At 54.7% G+C, this 18706-nt stretch carries 18 protein-coding genes; 2 read left to right on the top strand and 16 right to left on the bottom strand.

The annotated features are described in order from the left end of the window. Window positions 1–319: transposase (locus QC823_RS07645; protein ID WP_309655771.1), on the top strand; the 319-nt coding region annotated here is incomplete at its 5' end. Window positions 320–462: 143 nt separating this feature from the next. Here QC823_RS07645 and QC823_RS07650 read toward each other — a convergent pair. From QC823_RS07650 to QC823_RS07680, 7 genes are all read right to left on the bottom strand, one after another. Beyond that, window positions 463–597: a hypothetical protein gene (locus QC823_RS07650; RefSeq protein WP_309655772.1), complete on the bottom strand. Its 135-nt coding sequence runs from the start codon at window positions 595–597 to the stop codon at window positions 463–465. After that, window positions 590–2674, bottom strand: a complete 2085-nt coding sequence (locus tag QC823_RS07655) for a Mu transposase C-terminal domain-containing protein (protein WP_309655773.1) — start codon at window positions 2672–2674, stop codon at window positions 590–592. Before QC823_RS07655 ends, QC823_RS07650 begins: the two co-directional genes overlap by 8 nt. Continuing rightward, window positions 2664–3479, bottom strand: coding sequence for a TnsA endonuclease N-terminal domain-containing protein (locus tag QC823_RS07660; RefSeq protein WP_309655774.1), 816 nt, complete (start codon window positions 3477–3479; stop codon window positions 2664–2666). The genes QC823_RS07655 and QC823_RS07660 overlap by 11 nt, the downstream gene beginning before the upstream one ends. 132 nt (window positions 3480–3611) lie before the next feature. Next, window positions 3612–5465, bottom strand: a complete 1854-nt coding sequence (glmS, locus tag QC823_RS07665) for a glutamine--fructose-6-phosphate transaminase (isomerizing) (RefSeq protein ID WP_309655775.1) — start codon at window positions 5463–5465, stop codon at window positions 3612–3614. A gap of 64 nt (window positions 5466–5529) precedes the next feature. Continuing rightward, entirely contained in the window at window positions 5530–6912 is a 1383-nt protein-coding gene (gene glmU, locus QC823_RS07670; protein WP_309655776.1) for a bifunctional UDP-N-acetylglucosamine diphosphorylase/glucosamine-1-phosphate N-acetyltransferase GlmU, read from the bottom strand. Window positions 6913–6957: 45 nt separating this feature from the next. After that, on the bottom strand, window positions 6958–8061 hold the full coding sequence (locus QC823_RS07675) for an FAD:protein FMN transferase (protein ID WP_309655777.1): 1104 nt from the start codon (window positions 8059–8061) through the stop codon (window positions 6958–6960). Window positions 8062–8101: 40 nt separating this feature from the next. Next, a complete protein-coding gene (locus tag QC823_RS07680; protein WP_309655778.1) occupies window positions 8102–8902 on the bottom strand; it encodes an undecaprenyl-diphosphate phosphatase in 801 nt (266 codons plus the stop codon). 155 nt (window positions 8903–9057) lie between these two features. Between QC823_RS07680 and QC823_RS07685 the strand changes: the two genes are divergently transcribed. Beyond that, window positions 9058–10248, top strand: a complete 1191-nt coding sequence (locus tag QC823_RS07685; protein ID WP_309655779.1) for a cation diffusion facilitator family transporter — start codon at window positions 9058–9060, stop codon at window positions 10246–10248. 252 nt (window positions 10249–10500) lie between these two features. Here the strand turns inward: QC823_RS07685 and mgtE are convergent, their stop codons facing one another. The 9 genes from mgtE to atpB form a co-directional block, all read right to left on the bottom strand. Continuing rightward, a complete protein-coding gene (gene mgtE / locus QC823_RS07690; protein WP_309655780.1) occupies window positions 10501–11889 on the bottom strand; it encodes a magnesium transporter in 1389 nt (462 codons plus the stop codon). 167 nt (window positions 11890–12056) lie between these two features. Then, window positions 12057–12485, bottom strand: coding sequence for a F0F1 ATP synthase subunit epsilon (locus QC823_RS07695; RefSeq protein ID WP_309655781.1), 429 nt, complete (start codon window positions 12483–12485; stop codon window positions 12057–12059). A gap of 24 nt (window positions 12486–12509) precedes the next feature. After that, window positions 12510–13889, bottom strand: a complete 1380-nt coding sequence (gene atpD / locus QC823_RS07700; RefSeq protein WP_309655782.1) for a F0F1 ATP synthase subunit beta — start codon at window positions 13887–13889, stop codon at window positions 12510–12512. 75 nt (window positions 13890–13964) lie between these two features. Continuing rightward, window positions 13965–14849, bottom strand: a complete 885-nt coding sequence (atpG, locus tag QC823_RS07705) for a F0F1 ATP synthase subunit gamma (RefSeq protein ID WP_309655783.1) — start codon at window positions 14847–14849, stop codon at window positions 13965–13967. Between the two features lie 68 nt (window positions 14850–14917). Beyond that, window positions 14918–16462 (bottom strand): F0F1 ATP synthase subunit alpha, encoded by a 1545-nt coding sequence (atpA, locus tag QC823_RS07710; RefSeq protein ID WP_309655784.1) that lies wholly within the window; start codon window positions 16460–16462, stop codon window positions 14918–14920. 16 nt (window positions 16463–16478) lie between these two features. After that, entirely contained in the window at window positions 16479–17015 is a 537-nt protein-coding gene (locus QC823_RS07715) for a F0F1 ATP synthase subunit delta (protein ID WP_309655785.1), read from the bottom strand. Window positions 17016–17026: 11 nt separating this feature from the next. Continuing rightward, window positions 17027–17497, bottom strand: a complete 471-nt coding sequence (locus QC823_RS07720) for a F0F1 ATP synthase subunit B (RefSeq protein ID WP_309655786.1) — start codon at window positions 17495–17497, stop codon at window positions 17027–17029. A 78-nt stretch (window positions 17498–17575) separates the two neighbouring features. After that, the gene (atpE, locus tag QC823_RS07725; RefSeq protein ID WP_007112217.1) at window positions 17576–17803 is read right to left on the bottom strand and encodes a F0F1 ATP synthase subunit C; all 228 of its coding nucleotides are present in this window, start codon (window positions 17801–17803) and stop codon (window positions 17576–17578) included. A 67-nt stretch (window positions 17804–17870) separates the two neighbouring features. Then, window positions 17871–18698, bottom strand: coding sequence for a F0F1 ATP synthase subunit A (atpB, locus tag QC823_RS07730; protein WP_309655787.1), 828 nt, complete (start codon window positions 18696–18698; stop codon window positions 17871–17873). Between the last annotated feature and the right edge of the window lie 8 nt (window positions 18699–18706).

Consider the following 18706-nt stretch of genomic DNA (forward strand, 5'->3'; position numbering starts at 1 on the left):
ACTCAAATCAGCGCTCAATTTACACCTGTCCTCGACAGATCGCGGCCACCTGACCACCCAGGACGTCATGGCCCGCAATCAGGTGAATCTGCTGTTGAGCCTCTATGCGTACCAGGTGCTGCACAGCGTGCGTTGCATGATGGAGCGCCGGACCGGGCAAGGTTGGAGCCTGGTCAAGCTGCGCGAACAGGTATTGAAAGTGGCGGCTACGTTCACGGTAAAAGCTCGCCAAATCCGCATTCGCTTGAGTGTTGCGGCCGACAAGTGGTGGCCTCGTTTACTCCCGGGTATCCGCCGACTGCAGCCGCTTCCTGACTGACATGATGGCTTCAACAACGCAAGCATCACCATCGGCCAAGGGCCGAGAGCACACTGTGGGTAAGTGACGGCGATCTACGCAAAAGCGCGATAAAAACGGGACACTAAAGGCCTATCTCGAATAACTATCGCGTCGGTAAGACGTTAGATAGCCTCAACGCATCCACCATGCAGACATAAAGCGCTCAATAATGGCGCTACCACCGCCGCGATGAATGAGGCGGGTTCATACTCCTGAATTTCAGCCTCCTGGTACTGCGCAATAGGGAGCTTAATCATCGTCATCCTCCAGGTAATCGTCTAGGCCAGGATAGTCTAACCCTATGTCTTTATGCTCTTTTTCAGGACGAAGGGGCACGACATCGGCAGGTTTGTCGCATTTGCGTGATTTCTGGGTTTTGGTCGTGGTGCGATCTCTTTCCGCCTCCTTTTCCCTTGAGCGGTTATCCCGTATCCCTTTGAGCCTCTCTGACGCTGGCAGCGTTACTTTCTGCTTATCCTTCCCCTTGGCTTTCGCTTCTGAAACGATTTTTTCTACATTGGCCAATGCATCCGGTTTTTCATAGTCCTCCTTCTGGCGGGCAGTTGCTTCGGTACGCTTCATGGACTTGAGGACTCCTGCTGCCTCGACAAAGCTCATATTTCGGAATCGGCGACTTCGGTCTGCTAGTTCGCAGATCCAATAACTTTCGAATTTACTGTCAGGCCTCAAGTAAACGGTGTTGGTACGCCGTGGGTCAAAGGCAATTTCAATCTTGGAGGGGCGATTCTGGCGAATACGGTCAAACCAACCTGCTTTCAATGCCTCTTGGCATGTGTAAACCAGGCCTTTGAAGGTAATACCAACTTCAGAGACAGAAGCTTGCTCGTAAGGCAGCAGGTTAATCCATGCCAGATCTTCGTCGCAGGAACGCAATTTTCCTGTTCGATTCTGAACCCCCCAGTTCCATAGCTCCAATGGCACTGCCGGCAGGTTCTCCGGCATATCTGGAGCAAAATCGTACCCATCTATCACATGCCTAGTGTTGTAATTGATAACAAGGTTTATTACTAACCTGGTGAAATCATAAAGCCCTAATGTTGCATCCAGCTCATAACGGCGCCCTATACGCTTTTTACCGTTGAGGGGCTCAACGACCCCGCCAACATATGGGCGAAACTGGCTCTGGATCGTGTTGAAGAAGCGCTCACAAATTGCTTTATCATCTCCTCTGTAGGCACGAGAATTACTTAGCTGCACGCCGAAGCGATTTACCAGAACATCCGCTTGTCGATAGAGAAGTTCGCCTCTATCAGCCATGATGCCGTATGGAATTCCCACACTTGGCCAGTCTGTCGCCCTAATGTTCACTCCGTATTCGCAACAAAACGCTGTCTTGTCGATAAAAGCATTCGACAACGCCATCATTGCTGCTACCCAGGATGGGTTTTCCAAGCCGATGTACATGCCCACAACCATGCGGCTGAATACGTCCTTAACGAAGTACATGACGGGGCGACCAATAATGGCGTCGGGATCTTGGTCCGACACCAGATAAAGATCGGCAATCGTGGCATCGATTTCATAACGGGCACCAGGACCGAAATTCAGATTGCCGGAAGTACTGGTCAGTGCACGCATGTCTTTCTGATAAATACGTGAAGGTGTTCTCTTGCGTATAACCTCACTCTGAAGATAGTGAGTTTGATAGAAGTACCGAAACTGCGCCATCGTGGGCACACTGGATTCATTGGTATTAGGGTGACGGGCCTTAAACAGGCCAATGGCTTTATCCTTGGCGGCCGTTAACGGCACTTTCTCGTTGGTTAGATAAAAACCCTCGATCGCTAGTCTAAAAAGCTCTGCTACTTCTTCTGTTACTGGCGTCCCGACGCCGGGGGAGATACTGCGCTTACGACCGAGTTTCTGCTCGATTTCGCGCCTTGGCTTTCCTTTTCCACCGCAACGATAATAGTCGGGAGCCAATGCATTCGGTGCCATCCCCCTCTGCCAGTAACGTCGGAGATACCTTACGATGTAGAGCCTCGATTTGTCGGTGCTTGCCAGCCGCTCCTTGATCAATTGGTTACGTTTAGCCTTGTCGCACAGATTCGTATATTTATCTAGCAATGGGGCTATAACGCCCCATGCCTCATCACGCTTGACAGCCGCTATGCTGCCTTCTTCAACATTAGGAAGCGGAAATGGGTCTTCAATCGGCTCATATCCTACTGTTCGCAACTCATCCTCTTTCACTGGAAACGGCCAAGCCTTATCGCTGTCAATGTCGATGAGCATTAACTCATTGATATACTCCAAGACAACTCGGTAGCGACTATGGGTTTCCGGCTCTTGAAAAACTTGGTTAAGAAGCATGATGGACCTCTCCAGCCCAGGCACTTTCTCTTAGCGTCAAATCTTTAAAGGTCCAACTGTGGAATGGCTTATCTAATGGCGCGCGAATGAACCTGTGGGCAACGGCGAAACGAAGAGTGCTAAGGTGGAAGCCTGGCTCTACTCCGTACTGGTCATCAAATTTTGCGCACAGGCGTGTCACCTGGGTTCTGGGATGCTGACGAAGCCGGGCTAACAGGTCTTCAACCTCAACGGCTGTCAGCTGATAATCAACAGCTGCTTCTTCAGCCAAATAAGGCTGTATCCAAGATAGGTTTTCACGCAGCCCATCGGACACTTCACGCTCGGTAAACAGCTTCCATTCGGCGCCATTCAACTCCCAGTAAGATTTTTCGATTTGCAGCTTTTCAATGACCCTTTGCTTGCCTAGTTCAGAGGAAGATTTCACTGCCACTGCCAGCTGCGTACCATCATCGAAATTGATCAAAAGATCGGTCGTCACAACAGTCAAGTTGCCACGTACTTGAGGATGACGGATGCCTAATCTCTCGCAAATATCTAGGGTATCTTCAACAGGAAGGGGGTATTGCTCCCGAATATCGATGGTGCGTTCGAACTGATCGAACACGAGGAAGGCCTGCAGCTCTATACCCGATAGCAAGTGATGTACTCGGCCCACCGTCGCGCTTCTGATACGAACGCTTTCCCCTTGACTGCTCATCTCGTGAACCTTGATAAAGGGCTCGTAATCTCTACCTATCCCTCGCCCACGCGTCTTGAGCAATTTCTTGTGCTTGGGATCAACCAGCTTGTTCGTATCTGACATAAAAGGCCTCCGAATGATCTAAGCATAGCCGGAGGCCAGAAATGTTCAAACATTATTATAAAACATCAAACTTTATTAAGATTTATCAAACTTTATTCTACTCCGACAGGCGCTTATCCGCTATTTTCTGCGCTACTCGACTGTCACGCTCTTAGCTAGGTTCCTCGGTTGGTCGACATCGGTGCCTCTGAGTACCGCGACGTGGTAGCTCAAAAGCTGCAGCGGCAAGGTGTAAAGCAGCGGTGCGAGCGCTTCGTGAATGTGTGGGAGATGTAACACCTGAATACCGTCTTGGGCGTGGATTCCGACGTTTTCATCAGCGAAAACGAAAAGCTCCCCGCCTCGGGCGCGCACTTCCTGCAGGTTGGATTTCAGCTTTTCCAGCAAGTCGTCGTTAGGCGCAACGGATATTACCGGCATTTCGCTATCCACCAGCGCCAGCGGCCCGTGTTTAAGCTCGCCCGCCGGGTAGGCTTCGGCGTGAATATAGGAAATCTCTTTAAGCTTGAGCGCGCCTTCCAGTGCGATGGGGTAATGAGCACCACGGCCAAGAAACAGCGTGTGGTGTTTTTCCGCAAAGGCCTGCGAGAGCGTTTCAATTTCGCTATCCAACGCCAATACTTGCTGGCAAATCGGCATCAAGGTTTTCAACGCCTGGACGATTTTTGTCTGTTCGTCCGCGCTTAACGGGGCCTTGTCACGGCATTTGGCAAGCGCCAAGGTAAAGAGCATCAAGGCGACAAGCTGGGTGGTGAAGGCTTTGGTTGAGGCAACCCCAATCTCGGGGCCGGCGCGAGTCATTAGCGTCAGGTCGGATTCGCGCACGAGCGAACTGCCCGGTACGTTGCAGATACCCAACGCCCCGATATAGCCCAGCGTTTTAGCGTAGCGCAGCGCGGCCAGCGTATCAGCGGTTTCCCCCGACTGTGACAGCGTGACAAATAATGTGCCCTCTGGCACCACTGGGTAGCGATAACGGTACTCAGATGCCACCTCAACCTGCACAGGCACGCCGGCGTAGCGTTCTAGCCAGTAACGCGCCACTAAGCCTGCATGGTAGCTGGTACCGCAGGCAATAATATGGATTTGACGAGTGCGCGCAAACAACGCCGCGGCTTCCGGGCCAAAGCTCTCCACCAGCACGCCGGTATCGCTTAACCGCCCTTCGAGCGCCGCGCTGATCACCGCCGGCTGCTCATAAATCTCTTTAAGCATGAAGTGGCGGTATTCCCCTTTACTCGCCGCGCCGTCGCCGTGTTCAAAGACGTGAATCGAGCGCTCCACTGCCTGACCGTCGCGATCGAAAATGCGGATATGCCCACCGTCTCGCAGTTCAACCACATCGCCTTCTTCAAGGTAGATAAAGCGGTCAGTGACCGGCAAGAGCGCTAGCGGGTCGGAGGCGAGAAACGCTTCACCAATACCGACCCCGACGACCAACGGGCTGCCCTGGCGCGCGCCAATAACCACGTCAGGTTCGCTCACGCTCATCACCCCCAGCGCATAAGCCCCGCCCAATTCATGCACGGTGCGTTGCACAGCCGAGAGCAGCGCGCCACGCTCATCGCGGGTGCCGTTCAGCGCGTCGCTAAGCAAATGAGCGATGACTTCGGTGTCGGTTTCCGAGGTGAAAACATGGCCGGCGGCTTGCAAACGTGCTTTGGTACGCTCGTGGTTTTCGATAATGCCGTTATGTACCACGGCCACGCGGTCACCGCTTTGGTGTGGGTGGGCGTTAGCCTCCGAGGGCTTGCCGTGCGTGGCCCAACGGGTGTGGGCAATCCCGATAAGGCCCGGTAATGGCTTTTCGCCAACGCCGGCCTCAAGGGCGGCGACTTTACCCACCGCGCGGTGACGGGCGAGCGCCCCCTGGTGCATCACGCTCATTCCCGCCGAGTCGTAGCCGCGATACTCCAGGCGCTTTAAGCCTTCAAGCAAAATTTCCTGCACGTTGCGCTGGGCAACAGCGCCGACAATGCCACACATACGCTTTCTCCTGCCTTCACTGGGGCAAATCCCAAGTCATGATGCTGTAAGGTCTTGGTGCTGCTTAGTCGAGTCGCTTTTTCGGTCGCGGCCAGTCGGCTTTTTCAATCTGACGGCCGCGGGTCACCGCCAAAGCATGGTCAGCGACGTCTTTACCAATAGTGGAGCCGGCGCCCACGGTGGCCCCAAGGCCGACCGATACCGGCGCGACGAGGGCGGTGTTCGAGCCAATAAAAGCGCCATCGCCGATCTCGGTGCGATGCTTGTTAACGCCATCGTAGTTACAGGTGATCGTGCCCGCGCCCACGTTGACCTCGCGCCCTAAGCGCGCATCGCCAACATAGCTCAAGTGATTGATTTTACTTCCCTCACCGACATCGGCATTTTTGGTCTCAACAAAATTGCCCACTTTGGCCTTCACCGCTAAGCGGGTGCCAGGGCGAAGGCGGGCAAAGGGGCCAATCTGGTTGCGCCCCGCCGCGACGCACTGATCCAGCACGCTATGAGATTCAATCACGCTTTCCGCGCCAATGGTGGCGTTTTTGATCACACAGTAAGGGCCAACTTTTACCCCCTCGCCCAGCTCGACATCGCCCTCAAACACACAGCCAACATCGATAAACACATCATGGCCACAGGTGAGTGTACCGCGGATATCCAACCGTGCCGGATCAGCCAAGGCGACACCTTCCACCATCAATTTCTCAGCCAGTTGGGCTTGATACGCACGCTCTAACCGCGCCATTTGGGCACGGTTATTCACCCCTTCGACTTCCACCGGTGTGGCGGGCTGCGCGGTGGCCACGCTGACGCCTTCTTTGGCCGCCATGGCAATCACGTCAGTCAAGTAATACTCGCCCTGGGCATTGTCATCCGAGAGCTTGGGTAGCCAACGCTTAAGCTGGGCGCCGGTGAGCGCCATGATGCCGGTATTGCATTCACGGATGGCAAGTTCGGCGTCGCTGGCATCTTTTTGCTCGACAATCGCCACCGCGTCACCGGCATCGTTGCGCACGATACGCCCGTACCCAGTGGGGTTATCCAGCGTAACGGTCAAAAGTCCTAGGTGCTGCTCATCGACGCGTTGCAACAGGGCCACTAACGTTTCACGGCGAATTAGCGGCACATCGCCGTAAAGAATCAACACCTTGCCATTACCCAATTGATCAAGCGTTTGCACCACGGCGTGGCCAGTGCCTTTCTGTTCGGCCTGCAGGGCAAATCGTACCGGCGTATCAACGTGTCGATCGCTCAAGGCATCGCGCAGCGCGTCGGCGCCGTGGCCAATGACCACGTGGGTCCGCGCTGGATTGAGCGCGGCGGCGGTATCCAGCACATGACGCACCATCGGTTTGCCCGCTAACGTGTGCAACACTTTGGGCAGTGGCGAGCGCATACGTGTGCCTTTACCGGCGGCCAGAATGACAATATCGAGTTCGGCGTGCATCGCGTTATCCTGTGTTTGCAATTCCTGCGTTTTAAATTCCTATTTTTACATTCCTTCGGCGTTTGCCTCTGCGGCAACGTCAATGTCCAGCTCCTCCAACAGCGCTTCACCGAAGCGTTGAGCCAACGCGGGGCTTGCGAGACTTCGCCACGCATCACCCTCGCGAACCAGCATTAAAACACCAAGATCGTATTCGTTCGCCAGCCTCATACCCGACGTTTCTCCCGCCACGAGAAGCGCCGTTGCCCAAGCATCCGCCCAAGCATTAGCGGGATGAAAAACCGACACTGAGGCAAGCCCGTGGGTAATCGGTTTACCGCTGCGTGGGTCGAGGGTGTGCGAATAGCGCTTTCCTTCTATCTCAAAGTAATTGCGATAATCGCCCGAGGTTGCCACCGATATATCGCGTAGCGGAATCACATGCTGTGCGGTTTGCGGGCCGTCGGCGGGCACTTCGATACCCACGCGCCACAAAATTTCTTCATTGGGGTCGCGATAGCCGCGCGCGATCAAATCACCACCCAGATTCACCAAGTAGTGCTCGATACCTTGCTGATCAAGGTACGCGGCCACTTGGTCGGTGGCATAACCTTTGGCCACGGCGGAAAGATCGACAAACACATCGCGCGTGCGCTGGGCCTGCATGGACTGCGTATCAACGTCGAGCGCATCAAAGCCCACCTGCTCAAGGCGCTCGTTTAACACCGCGTCAGACGGCACTTCCTCAGGGCGTGCCTCAGGGCCAAAGCTCCACAGGTTGACCAGCCCTCCAATGGTGACATCAAACGCACCGTTACTGGCCTCCGCGACCGATTGGCTAATCGCCATCACCTCGATGAGCGCGTCGGAGAGCGGTTGCCACTCCCCCAGTGGGGCTTGGTTAAACGCCACAAGCTCGGCATCATCACGGTAGGTCGACATCGCCTGATCGACCTGTTCGAGTTGGGCTTGGATGCCCGCTTCCAGAGTTTGTGCCTCCCCCTGCGTCAGCGGATCGGCAATGATAACTTGATAAAAACTGCCAAACGCACCGCCGTCTAAACGCACCGGTGATTCCAGCGGCCGTTCACTCTCAGACGAGCAGCCGGCTAGAGCGAATGAACCGAGGAGAAGCGTACCCCATAAGGTTTGTGTCAGGCTTTTTTGCACGTGGTTGTACCCGTTGATTCGATGTTTTCGTCAATTCGGTTCAGGAATGAAAAAACCATAGCAGCCAGGCCCCAAAAATCACCCGATAGAGCACAAAGGGCTGCATTCCCAAGCGTTTTATCAAGCGTAAAAAGAAGTGAATGCACACGTAAGCGCTTACCCCGGAAAGCAACGCGCCGAACACCATAACGGACCAATCAATCGCTTGCGGTTGCTTAATCAGCCCCACGGTTTCAAGCCCGCCTGCCAGCACTATCACCGGAATGGAAAGCAGAAACGAAAATCGCGCCGCGCCTTCACGGCTCATGCCGACCAAAAGCGCCGCGGTGATGGTAATACCCGAGCGCGACGTGCCCGGAATCAACGCCAGCGCCTGGGCAAAGCCAATAATCAACACGTCTTTGAAATTCAGACGGTATTCGCTACGCGTGCCACGCTGCTTCCAATCGGCATAGCCCAGCAGCAGACCAAAGCCAATTAAGCTTAGTCCAATAATTAACGTCGAGCGCATGTACCCTGAGATCGCGTCGTGAAGCACAAAGCCAATGGCACACACCGGCAATGTGGCCACTACCACCCATAGCGCCAATTGCGCTTCTTGATCGACCCCACGTCCGCGCAGCGCTGCTAAACTACTGACCACCATCCCCCACACTTCACGGCGAAAGTAGACCACCACCGCGGTCAAACTGCCGATATGCAGCGCAACATCAAAGGCGAGCCCCTGATCCTCCCAGTCGGTGAGCACCGGCACCAGAATCAAATGCGCGGAGCTTGAAATAGGCAAAAACTCCGTTAGCCCCTGAACGACCGCTAACACCACCACCTGTAGCCAATCCATGTCAAAGCCTGTGTGATATAGGTGACTTATTTTATCGTGCTCAAGGATACACGCCGCTTTATTGCTTGTCCGCATCCTTAACGGCTTGGCCTATGGGCAACTTGCTGCAATGCGCTACAATGGCACCTCATTGCAACATGCCTGCAAGGTTGTCCATGACACCTAATGACCCACTGCCTCAATCGCCAAGTCACGCGGAACATAGCCGTGAGGCGAAGCGCGTCACCACGATCGGCGCGTGGCTAGACGGTATCTTGAGCGCGGTCAAAGTGGTCGTGGGCTCGTTGGTTGGTTCTGCCGCGCTGATCGCCGATGGAATCCACTCGCTGTCTGATCTGATCACCGACGGTTTTGTTTTTGCGGCGATTCATTATGGGCGCCAAGGGCCAGACAACGACCACCAATACGGCCATGGCCGTATCGAAACCCTCACAACGCTTCTGTTGGGTAGCGTGCTGATTTTTGTGGCCGGGGGGATCGCTTGGTCGAGTTTGGACCGCTTGGTGAGCGGCACCCAAATCAACGCGCCTGGGTTGGTAGCAATCGCGATTACCCTTCTTGCCCTACTGAGTAAAGAATGGATCTTTCGCTACACCATGCGCGTTGCCAAGCGCGTGCAATCCAAACTCCTAGAAGCCAACGCCTGGCACTCACGCAGCGATGCGCTTTCGACTGCCGTGGTGCTGGTGGCCTTGACCGGGGCGCAGTTTGGTCTCGGCTGGCTAGACGCGGTTGCGGCCGTCATCGTGGGGCTGCTTGTCGGTAAAGTCGGGTGGGATCTTCTGTGGGACTCCGCCCGTGAGCTTGTGGATACCGCCCTACCGGAAGACGCGCAGCAGCAGATGCACGCCGTAGCCGAAAGCGTGCCGGGGGTGGATAGCGTCCACGACTTGCGCACGCGCCAATCCGCGGGGTGGGTAATGGTGGATTTACACGTGGTGGTAGGTTCTACCGTTAGCGTCTCAGAAGCGCACGAAATCGGTAACGAAGTTAGCCGCCGTCTACGCCGCGCTTTTCCCGCGCTGACCGATGTGATTTTTCACATCGACCCCGAGGACGATGCCGGCGAAGGCGATCCAAGCCGCCTGCCGGGCTTACCGCTGCGCCCAGAAGTGGAAGCTACGCTGGACGCGCGCTGGCACAAGCACCCGGTGTGGCGAACCCGCTCAGATTTGCAGTTGCACTACCTCAACGGCAAAATTTCCGTTTCGCTGATCGTCGGTGATGCCATTCATCAGCCGCCGCAGTGCCTCGCCAGCCAGCTAAAAGCGCTGGCCAGCGATATCGAGTGGCTGGGTAACGTGGAAGTGCTGTTTATTACCCGCGCCGCGAGTAATGCCTTCTAAGTGACACACCACTAAGAACTAAGGGAAATCATCATGTGGCGCTCTATATATCTGGCGCCCGTCATTTCCCTTGTTCAGTGCGTTAACCCTTCCGACTCTTCCCTATCATCACGCCAGCCGCTTTCGGCTGGCGTGGGTCATTGAACGCCGACTGCGGCATTGGTCATCACTTGGCATTATGCTGGTCGCCACGAGCGTGTTATTTCTCGTGCTTGTTGGGTAAACACCGATAAACACTTACCGCCTCATTTACTACGTTGCGACGCTCGTTAAAATCGCTGAAGCGATGCTGAAATAAATCACAACCCCGGACGCATCAATCAGTGTGGTGACCAGGGGCGCTGAGGCAGTTGCCGGATCAATTTTGAAGCGCTCTAGTACAAAAGGCAGACACATACCCAAGAGGCTACCGAATAATACAATCGTTACCATACTAAGCGACACCACCATGGCCACGGCTTCCCCGCCCCGCATCACGCCTATCGGTGCAACGGCAAGCGCCATGGTCAAGCCTAGCGAGCCTGCCACCAGTAATTCACGTCCAAGCAGTTTGCTCCAGTCTTTGACTCCGACATCGCCGGTGGCCATGCCGCGTACCATCAAAGTCGCTGCCTGAGCACCGGCGTTACCGCCAGAACCAATCAACAACGGAAGAAAAAACACCAACGCGACCTCCGCGGCAATGGTGTCCTCAAAATAGGCAATCCCTGCTCCCGAAAAGAGGTTGGCAAACACAAGCAATACCAACCACATGACGCGCTTGCGATACAGGCTCCACAACGGAACCCGACTGACGCCATCTTCAAGCGCGCCGATGGACATCCCTTTATGAAAATCCTCGGTGGCCTCAGATTCCGCCACGTCCATGGCATCATCGTGGGTGACAATGCCCACCATGCGGTTGTCAGCGTCAATCACGGGCAGAGCGATTAAATCGTAACGCGCCACGACGCGGGCTACTTCCTCCTGCGCTTCATCCACCATCGTGCTGATGACGTCTTTGATCATAATGTCATCAACAAGCGCCCCTGGGCGCGCGACCATCAATTGGCGCAACGACATCGTGCCGATCAACTGCCCATCGCTGGCGAGAATATAAAGTTGATAAACCGTTTCCGCGTCGGGCGCGGTTTGACGCACGCGCATCAACGCTTGGGACACCGTCATGCCACTGGCTATGGCCACATAGTCAGAGGTCATAATGGCGCCGGCGGTACCTTCTTCATAACTGGCCAGACGCTTTAGGTCTTCACGCTCTCGATGTGCCATGCGGCGCAGCAGTGCCTCACGGCGATCTTCATCAAGCAGGTTAAACAGGTCGGCACGCTCATCCGAGCTCATCTCTTCAAGTAGCGTGAGGACTTGTCCATCGGGAAGCTTGCCTACCACTTCGAGTTGGCTATCCCCAGGTAAATAACCCAAGACGTTAGCCGAACGCTCGTCAGAGAGTAGATTCAAGACGCCAATCGCCGTGTTAAGCGCCTCGTCCTCTTCGATCATCTCTTCGAGGATCTCGCCGATATCCGCTGAGCGAATTTCACTCAACCGCTCGGTGAGCGCGTCTTTATTCGGCGCTTCGTCGTTAAACGCGTCCAGTAGCTCAGTTTTTAATGTTTCTAAGGCTTCATCATTTAGCGACATAGTGGTTCCCCCTTTGTGTCGCCGTGGCTCAGGGTGTGGCGTACCTCCACACCTGTCGTAACGACCTTTGTGATCGTCTTTGTGAGCATCATAATAACAGACAAAAAAAACGCCCCTTAAACCCAACGCAGGGTTCAAGGGGCGTAGGTTACGCCAAATGCGTAGATTTAGCCTTTACCTGCCTTTTTGCGCAGTTGCTGAATCGTACGTAATTGGGCAACCGCCTCGGCCAGCTCAGCGGCGGCACGCGTGTAATCCAATTCTGCCGATTTCTCGTTGAAGGCGCGCAGTGCCTGTTGCCGCGCTTCCTGCGCCGCTGCCTCATCGAGGTCAGACGCACGAGCGGCGGCATCGGCCAAAATGGTCACGACATCCGGCTGCACTTCCATGAAACCGCCGGAGACAAAGAAGTTATCTTCTTTACCGCCGTCAAAAATCACACGGATTGGACCCGGCTGAAGCTCAGTCAGCAGCGGCGCGTGACCCGGCAGTACGCCAAGGTCACCCATCGAACCAGAAGCAATCACCTGCTCTACTGAGCCTGAGAAGATGGATGCTTCTGCGCTGACGATATTGCAAGTGAAGCTATTCGCCATAGCGAATCCCCCTGGTAGACGGGATTACTTCTTCATCTGGTTGGCTTTCTCGACGGCTTCGTCGATAGTGCCGACCATGTAGAAGGCCTGTTCCGGCATGTCGTCGTATTCGCCAGCGAGAATGCCCTGGAAGCTACTGATTGTATCTTTCAGCGGCACGTATTTACCTGGCGCACCGGTAAACACCTCGGCGACGAAGAAAGGCTGCGACAAGAAGCGCTGGATTTTACGCGCGCGGGAAACGGCCAGCTTGTCTTCATCCGACAGCTCGTCCATACCCAGAATCGCGATAATATCCTTAAGCTCTTTGTAGCGCTGTAGCACGCCCTGCACACCGCGAGCCACATTGTAGTGCTCATCACCCACCACTAGCGGGTCGAGCTGCCGCGAGGTGGAATCCAGCGGATCAATCGCCGGGTAAATACCTAGCTCGGCGATGGAACGCGCCAATACCACGGTGGCATCAAGGTGCGAGAAGGTGGTCGCTGGCGACGGGTCGGTCAAGTCATCCGCAGGCACGTAAACGGCCTGAACAGACGTGATCGAGCCTGTCTTGGTCGAGGTGATACGTTCCTGCAAAACCCCCATCTCTTCGGCGAGTGTTGGCTGATAGCCTACCGCTGACGGCATACGGCCGAGCAGAGCCGATACTTCGGTACCGGCCAGGGTGTAGCGGTAGATATTATCAACGAACAACAGAACGTCGCGGCCTTCATCACGGAATTTCTCTGCAATCGTCAGACCGGTCAGTGCTACACGCAGGCGGTTGCCGGGCGGCTCGTTCATCTGACCATACACCAGCGATACCTTATCGATAACGTTGGAATCGGTCATTTCATGATAGAAGTCGTTACCCTCACGGGTACGCTCACCCACACCGGCAAAAACGGAATAACCGCTGTGCTCGGTGGCGATGTTGCGGATCAGCTCCATCATGTTAACGGTTTTACCTACACCGGCGCCGCCGAACAGGCCAACCTTGCCGCCTTTGGCAAATGGGCAAACCAGGTCGATTACCTTGATGCCGGTTTCCAGCAGCTCTTCAGAGGCCGACTGTTCCGCATAGCTTGGCGCTTTACGGTGAATCGGCATCCGCTCATCTTCGCCGATATCCCCGGCTTCATCGATTGGCTCGCCGAGCACGTTCATGATGCGTCCCAGCGTGGCTTTACCCACGGGGACGGAAATCGCCGCCCCAGTGCTGGTAACATCCATGCCCCGTTTGAGCCCCTCGGTGGAGCCCATGGCGATAGTGCGCACTACGCCATCGCCCAGCTGTTGCTGGACTTCCAGAACCGTCTCGGCTCCCGAAATTTTCAGCGCGTCGTAGACCTTGGGCACTGAGTCCCGCGGAAACTCTACGTCAATCACCGCGCCGATGATTTGTACGATACGTCCGCTCATCTTGGTTCCTCTCAAAAACCTGCAAATGAAACCTGTCTGCTGGGAGCGCCCTTGCAAGAACGGGCTCCCTAGGCGTTATACGGCAGCGGCGCCGCCGACGATTTCAGAAATTTCCTGGGTAATGGCGGCCTGACGGGCCTTGTTGTACACCATTTCCAGATCGTCGATCAGATCGCCAGCGTTGTCGGTGGCGCTCTTCATCGCAATCATGCGTGCCGCCTGCTCGCAGGCGCCGTTCTCCACAACTGCCTGATAGACCTGTGATTCAATAAAGCGAACCAGCAGGCTATCGAGTAACGCCTTTGCATCCGGTTCATACAGGTAGTCCCAACTTCCGGGACGGGCGTTTTCATCGTCTTGCTCGTCGGCGCCCATATTGGGCGACAGCGGAAGAAGCTGACGCACTACCGGCTGTTGCGTCATGGTATTCACGAATTCGTTATGCACCACAATCAAGCGGTCCAAATGTCCTTCGTCATACGCTTCGAGCATGACCTTCACGCTACCAATTAGATCTTCGACCGTGGGCGATTCGCCCAGGCCACTTTTTGCCGCCACCAGCTTACCGCCATACTTATTAAAGAAGCTGCCCGCCTTGCTACCCAGCGCACAGAACTCAAGTTCTGCCCCCTGGTCACGCCAAGCGGCGGCGTCCTTCAACACGGCCTTGAACAGGTTATGGTTCAAGCCGCCACAGAGGCCGCGATCGGTGGACACCACGATATAACCAACGCGCTTTACCTCGGTACGCTCGACCATGTAGTCGTGCCTGTACTCGGGGTTGGCATCGGCAATATGGGCGACCACATTGCGGATCTGCTTAGCGTAAGGCTGACTGGCCTTCATCAGATCTTGTGCTTTACGCATTTTCGATGCAGCCACCATTTCCATGGCGCTGGTAATCTTCTGCGTATTTTTAATGCTCCCGATTTGGGTGCGTATCTCTTTTGCAGCTGCCATAGCGATCTACCTTTCGTTCGTGGCTCTCAGAAAAGCATCCAGGCCCACCCAAGAGCAGGCCATGGGCATTACCAAGTCTGAGTCGCCTTGAACTGTTCGAGACCCGACTTCAAGCCGCTTTGGATCTCGTCGTTGTAGTCGCCAGTCTGGTTGATCTTGTCGAGCAGGTCGCTGTGTTCAGACTTCATGTAATCGTGCAATGCACTTTCAAAGTCCAGCACCTTTTTCACATCAACGTCATCCAGATAGCCTTCGTTCGCGGCGTACAGCGTCAAGGCCATTTCCGCCACTGACATCGGCGAGTACTGGCTTTGTTTCATCAACTCGGTCACACGCTCACCGTGCTCCAGCTGCTTACGCGTCGCTTCATCAAGGTCCGAGGCAAACTGCGAGAACGCTGCCAGCTCACGGTACTGAGCCAGTGCCAAACGCACGCTACCGCCCAGTTTTTTGATGATCTTGGTTTGCGCTGAACCACCCACACGCGATACCGAAAGACCCGCGTTGATCGCCGGACGGATGCCCGAGTTAAACAGGTTCGTCTCAAGGAAGATCTGGCCGTCAGTGATTGAAATCACGTTGGTCGGAACAAACGCGGAAACGTCGCCACCTTGGGTTTCGATGATCGGCAGAGCGGTCAAGGAACCGGTTTTGCCTTTCACTTCGCCATTGGTGAACTTCTCCACGTAATCGACGTTGACGCGCGCAGCGCGCTCCAGCAAACGCGAGTGGAGATAGAACACATCACCCGGATACGCTTCACGGCCCGGCGGGCGACGCAACAGCAATGATACCTGACGGTAGGCAACGGCTTGTTTCGACAAGTCGTCATATACGATCATGGCATCTTCGCCGCGATCGCGGAAATATTCGCCCATCGTGCAACCAGCATACGCGGCGAGGAACTGCATCGGTGCCGGGTCAGCGGCGCCCGCGGCGACGACAATGGTATGCTCCATCGCGCCATGTTCTTCAAGCTTGCGCACCACGTTGGCAATGGTCGATTGCTTTTGACCAATGGCAACGTAAACACAGGTAACGCCTTTGCCTTTCTGGTTGATGATGGCATCAATGGCAATGGCGGACTTACCGATCTGACGGTCACCGATAATCAGCTCACGCTGACCGCGACCGATCGGTACCATGGAGTCAATCGACTTGAGGCCGGTTTGGATCGGCTCATCAACCGATTGACGGGTGATAACACCAGGCGCAACTTTTTCGACGGCGTCGGTCATCTTGGCGTTAATATCGCCTTTGGCGTCAATCGGGTTACCCAGCGCGTCAACGACACGACCAATCAGCTCAGGGCCTACCGGCACTTCAAGGATACGACCGGTACACTTCGCGGTCATGCCTTCTTCAAGCTGCAGATAGTCGCCCAGCACGACGGCACCTACGGAGTCACGCTCCAGGTTCAGTACCATGCCGAAAATGCTGTTGGGAAATTCAATCATTTCACCAAACATCGCGTCTTCGAGGCCGTGAACTTTCACGATACCGTCGGAAACGCTGACGATGGTGCCCTGATTACGGGCTTCGGATGCGACATCGAGCTTTTCAATTCGCTGCTTAATGATGTCGCTGATCTCGGAAGGATTCAGTTGCTGCATGCCATGTCCCTCAGACTCAAGTGGTCAGCGCTTCAGAAAGGCGGTTCAATCGACCGCGTACCGAACCGTCAATGACGGTATCGCCGGCACGCAGGATGACACCACCAATTAGCGCTTTATCCACCTGAGTGGTAATGGAGATTTCGCGATTCAGACGTTTTTTAAGCGCGGTTGCCAGCTTAGTCTTCTGCTTGCTGTCGAGCTTAAAGGCTGACGTCACGGTTACGTCGATACGCTGTTCGTGTTCCGCGCGAAGCTGCTCAAACTGCTCAGCAATCGCTTTCAGCGCAACGAGGCGATTTTGAGCCGCTAGATTCATTAGAAAACGTTCAAAAGCATCGCCTTGCTTTTCAGGCAACATGCCCGCCAGAAACGATACTTTCTTTTCGTTTTCAAGCTTTGGGCTACCGAGTAAATAACGGACTTTGTCATCTACAATAGCGTAGCCCAAAAAGCCAAGGGCATAAGACCAGGCATCTAGCGTATTGTGATCGCGCGCATATTCGAACGCTGCCTTAGCGTAAGGACGAGCGACGGTGAGTAATTCCGCCATAATTCACCTCCTTACAGTTCAGCAGCAAGCTCATCAAGCAACTTGCGGTGCGTTTTTTCGTCGACCGAAGACTCAAGCACGCGCTCGGCACCGACAATCGCAAGATGTGACACTTGCGCGCGCAGTTCGTCTTTGGCGCGCTGGACTTCCTGATCGATCTCAGTGCGAGCACTTGCAATCAAACGCTCGCCTTCAGAACGCGCTTGTTCACGCGCTTCTTCGATCATCTGGTTCGAACGTTTATTCGCCTGTTCCAGAATTTCAGAAGCCTGCTCTTTGCTCTCACGCAGCGTCTGTGCCGCCTGCTCTTGAGCGAGCTCAAGGTCACGCGAAGCACGGCTTGCCGCGTCCAAGCCGTCAGCAATTTTTTTCTGACGCTCGTGGAGCGCAGTGCTGATGGGCGGCCACACGTACTTTATGCAAAACCAGACAAAGATCGCGAAGGCGATCGTCTGCCCGATAAGCGTCATGTTGATATTCACAGGGATGTACCTCTGACAGGTTCGTGGCGACCGGATTGAAACAACACCGAGCGGGCTAGCCGCTCGGTAGCGCTATCATTAACCGGCAACAACGAAGATCAGGTACATCGCGATACCAACACCGATCATCGGAACGGCGTCAAGCAGACCCGCCATGATGAAGGTTTTGGTTTGCAACTGATCGCCCAACTCCGGCTGACGCGCGGTTGATTCGAGCAGTTTGCCACCTAGCAGCGCGAAGCCGATACCGGTAGCCAGTGCGCCCAGGCCGATGATGATGGCAGCAGAGAGATAAACCATTTCCATGATAATGCTCCAGATTTTAAGGTTTGGTTAAGGTTGAGGGTTAATGAAAGCGTTTGCGTTGCTAGGTTTAGTGATGCTCGTGCGCGGCACTCAAATAAACAACGGAGAGTGTTGTAAAGATGAAAGCCTGCAGGGTAACCACCAAAATGTGGAAGATGGCCCACGGCACATCCAACAGCCAGATGGCCCAGAACGGCAGCAGGGCAATCAGGATGAAGATAACTTCGCCGGCAAACATATTGCCGAAGAGACGAAGACCCAGGCCTAGCGGTTTCACAAGCAGGCCAATGATTTCGAGCACAAGGTTAAAGGGAATCAATGCCCAGTGATTAAACGGGGTTAGCGAGAGCTCTTTGGCAAAGCCACCGGCCCCTTTCACCTTGATGCTGTAGTAGATGATCAAACAGAAAACGCCCAGCGCCATACCCAAGGTAGCGTTCGGGTCGGTGGTGGGAACGATTTTCATATAGTCCACGCCTAACCGTTTAAACAGTTCCGGGAAGTAATCCACCGGAAGGATCTTGAGCGTGTTCATAAACAAGATCCAAACGAATAGCGTTAAGGCAAGTGGAGCAATTTTCGAATTTTTGCCGTGGAAGGTCGCGCGTGTGAGGTTCTCGATAAACTCAACCACCATTTCCACGATGTTTTGTAACGTACCCGGAACACCGGTGGTTGCCACTTTACCTGCTTTACGAAAAATCCAGATAAACAGTAACCCCATAGCAATCGACCACCCCATGGTATCGAGGTGAATCGCCCAAAAGCCCATTTCACGTGCTTCTTCAGCGGTGTGAGCCAGGGACCAGCCGTTCTCCGGGTGTTTGCCAAACGTTAAGTTCTGCAAGTGGTGCTGGATATAGTAAGTCGCCGAGACTTCGTTTCCTGCTGCCATGGAACTAT

The organism is Vreelandella vilamensis, assembly GCF_031451755.1.
Taxonomy (GTDB): Bacteria; Pseudomonadota; Gammaproteobacteria; order Pseudomonadales; family Halomonadaceae; genus Vreelandella; species Vreelandella vilamensis.

Excerpts from the sequence above, each read along its gene's own strand:
- atpA (WP_309655784.1), bottom strand. The coding sequence starts at position 16,462 with ATGCAGCAACTGAATCCTTCCGAGATCAGCGACATCATTAAGCAGCGA.
- mgtE (WP_309655780.1), bottom strand. The coding sequence starts at position 11,889 with ATGTCGCTAAATGATGAAGCCTTAGAAACATTAAAAACTGAGCTACTG.
- QC823_RS07655 (WP_309655773.1), bottom strand. The coding sequence starts at position 2,674 with ATGCTTCTTAACCAAGTTTTTCAAGAGCCGGAAACCCATAGTCGCTAC.
- QC823_RS07685 (WP_309655779.1), top strand. The coding sequence starts at position 9,058 with ATGACACCTAATGACCCACTGCCTCAATCGCCAAGTCACGCGGAACAT.
- atpE (WP_007112217.1), bottom strand. The coding sequence starts at position 17,803 with ATGGAAATGGTTTATCTCTCTGCTGCCATCATCATCGGCCTGGGCGCA.
- atpB (WP_309655787.1), bottom strand. The coding sequence starts at position 18,698 with ATGGCAGCAGGAAACGAAGTCTCGGCGACTTACTATATCCAGCACCAC.
- QC823_RS07715 (WP_309655785.1), bottom strand. The coding sequence starts at position 17,015 with ATGGCGGAATTACTCACCGTCGCTCGTCCTTACGCTAAGGCAGCGTTC.
- QC823_RS07660 (WP_309655774.1), bottom strand. The coding sequence starts at position 3,479 with ATGTCAGATACGAACAAGCTGGTTGATCCCAAGCACAAGAAATTGCTC.
- QC823_RS07650 (WP_309655772.1), bottom strand. The coding sequence starts at position 597 with ATGATTAAGCTCCCTATTGCGCAGTACCAGGAGGCTGAAATTCAGGAG.
- glmU (WP_309655776.1), bottom strand. The coding sequence starts at position 6,912 with ATGCACGCCGAACTCGATATTGTCATTCTGGCCGCCGGTAAAGGCACA.
- atpG (WP_309655783.1), bottom strand. The coding sequence starts at position 14,849 with ATGGCAGCTGCAAAAGAGATACGCACCCAAATCGGGAGCATTAAAAAT.
- atpD (WP_309655782.1), bottom strand. The coding sequence starts at position 13,889 with ATGAGCGGACGTATCGTACAAATCATCGGCGCGGTGATTGACGTAGAG.
- glmS (WP_309655775.1), bottom strand. The coding sequence starts at position 5,465 with ATGTGTGGCATTGTCGGCGCTGTTGCCCAGCGCAACGTGCAGGAAATT.
- QC823_RS07695 (WP_309655781.1), bottom strand. The coding sequence starts at position 12,485 with ATGGCGAATAGCTTCACTTGCAATATCGTCAGCGCAGAAGCATCCATC.
- QC823_RS07680 (WP_309655778.1), bottom strand. The coding sequence starts at position 8,902 with ATGGATTGGCTACAGGTGGTGGTGTTAGCGGTCGTTCAGGGGCTAACG.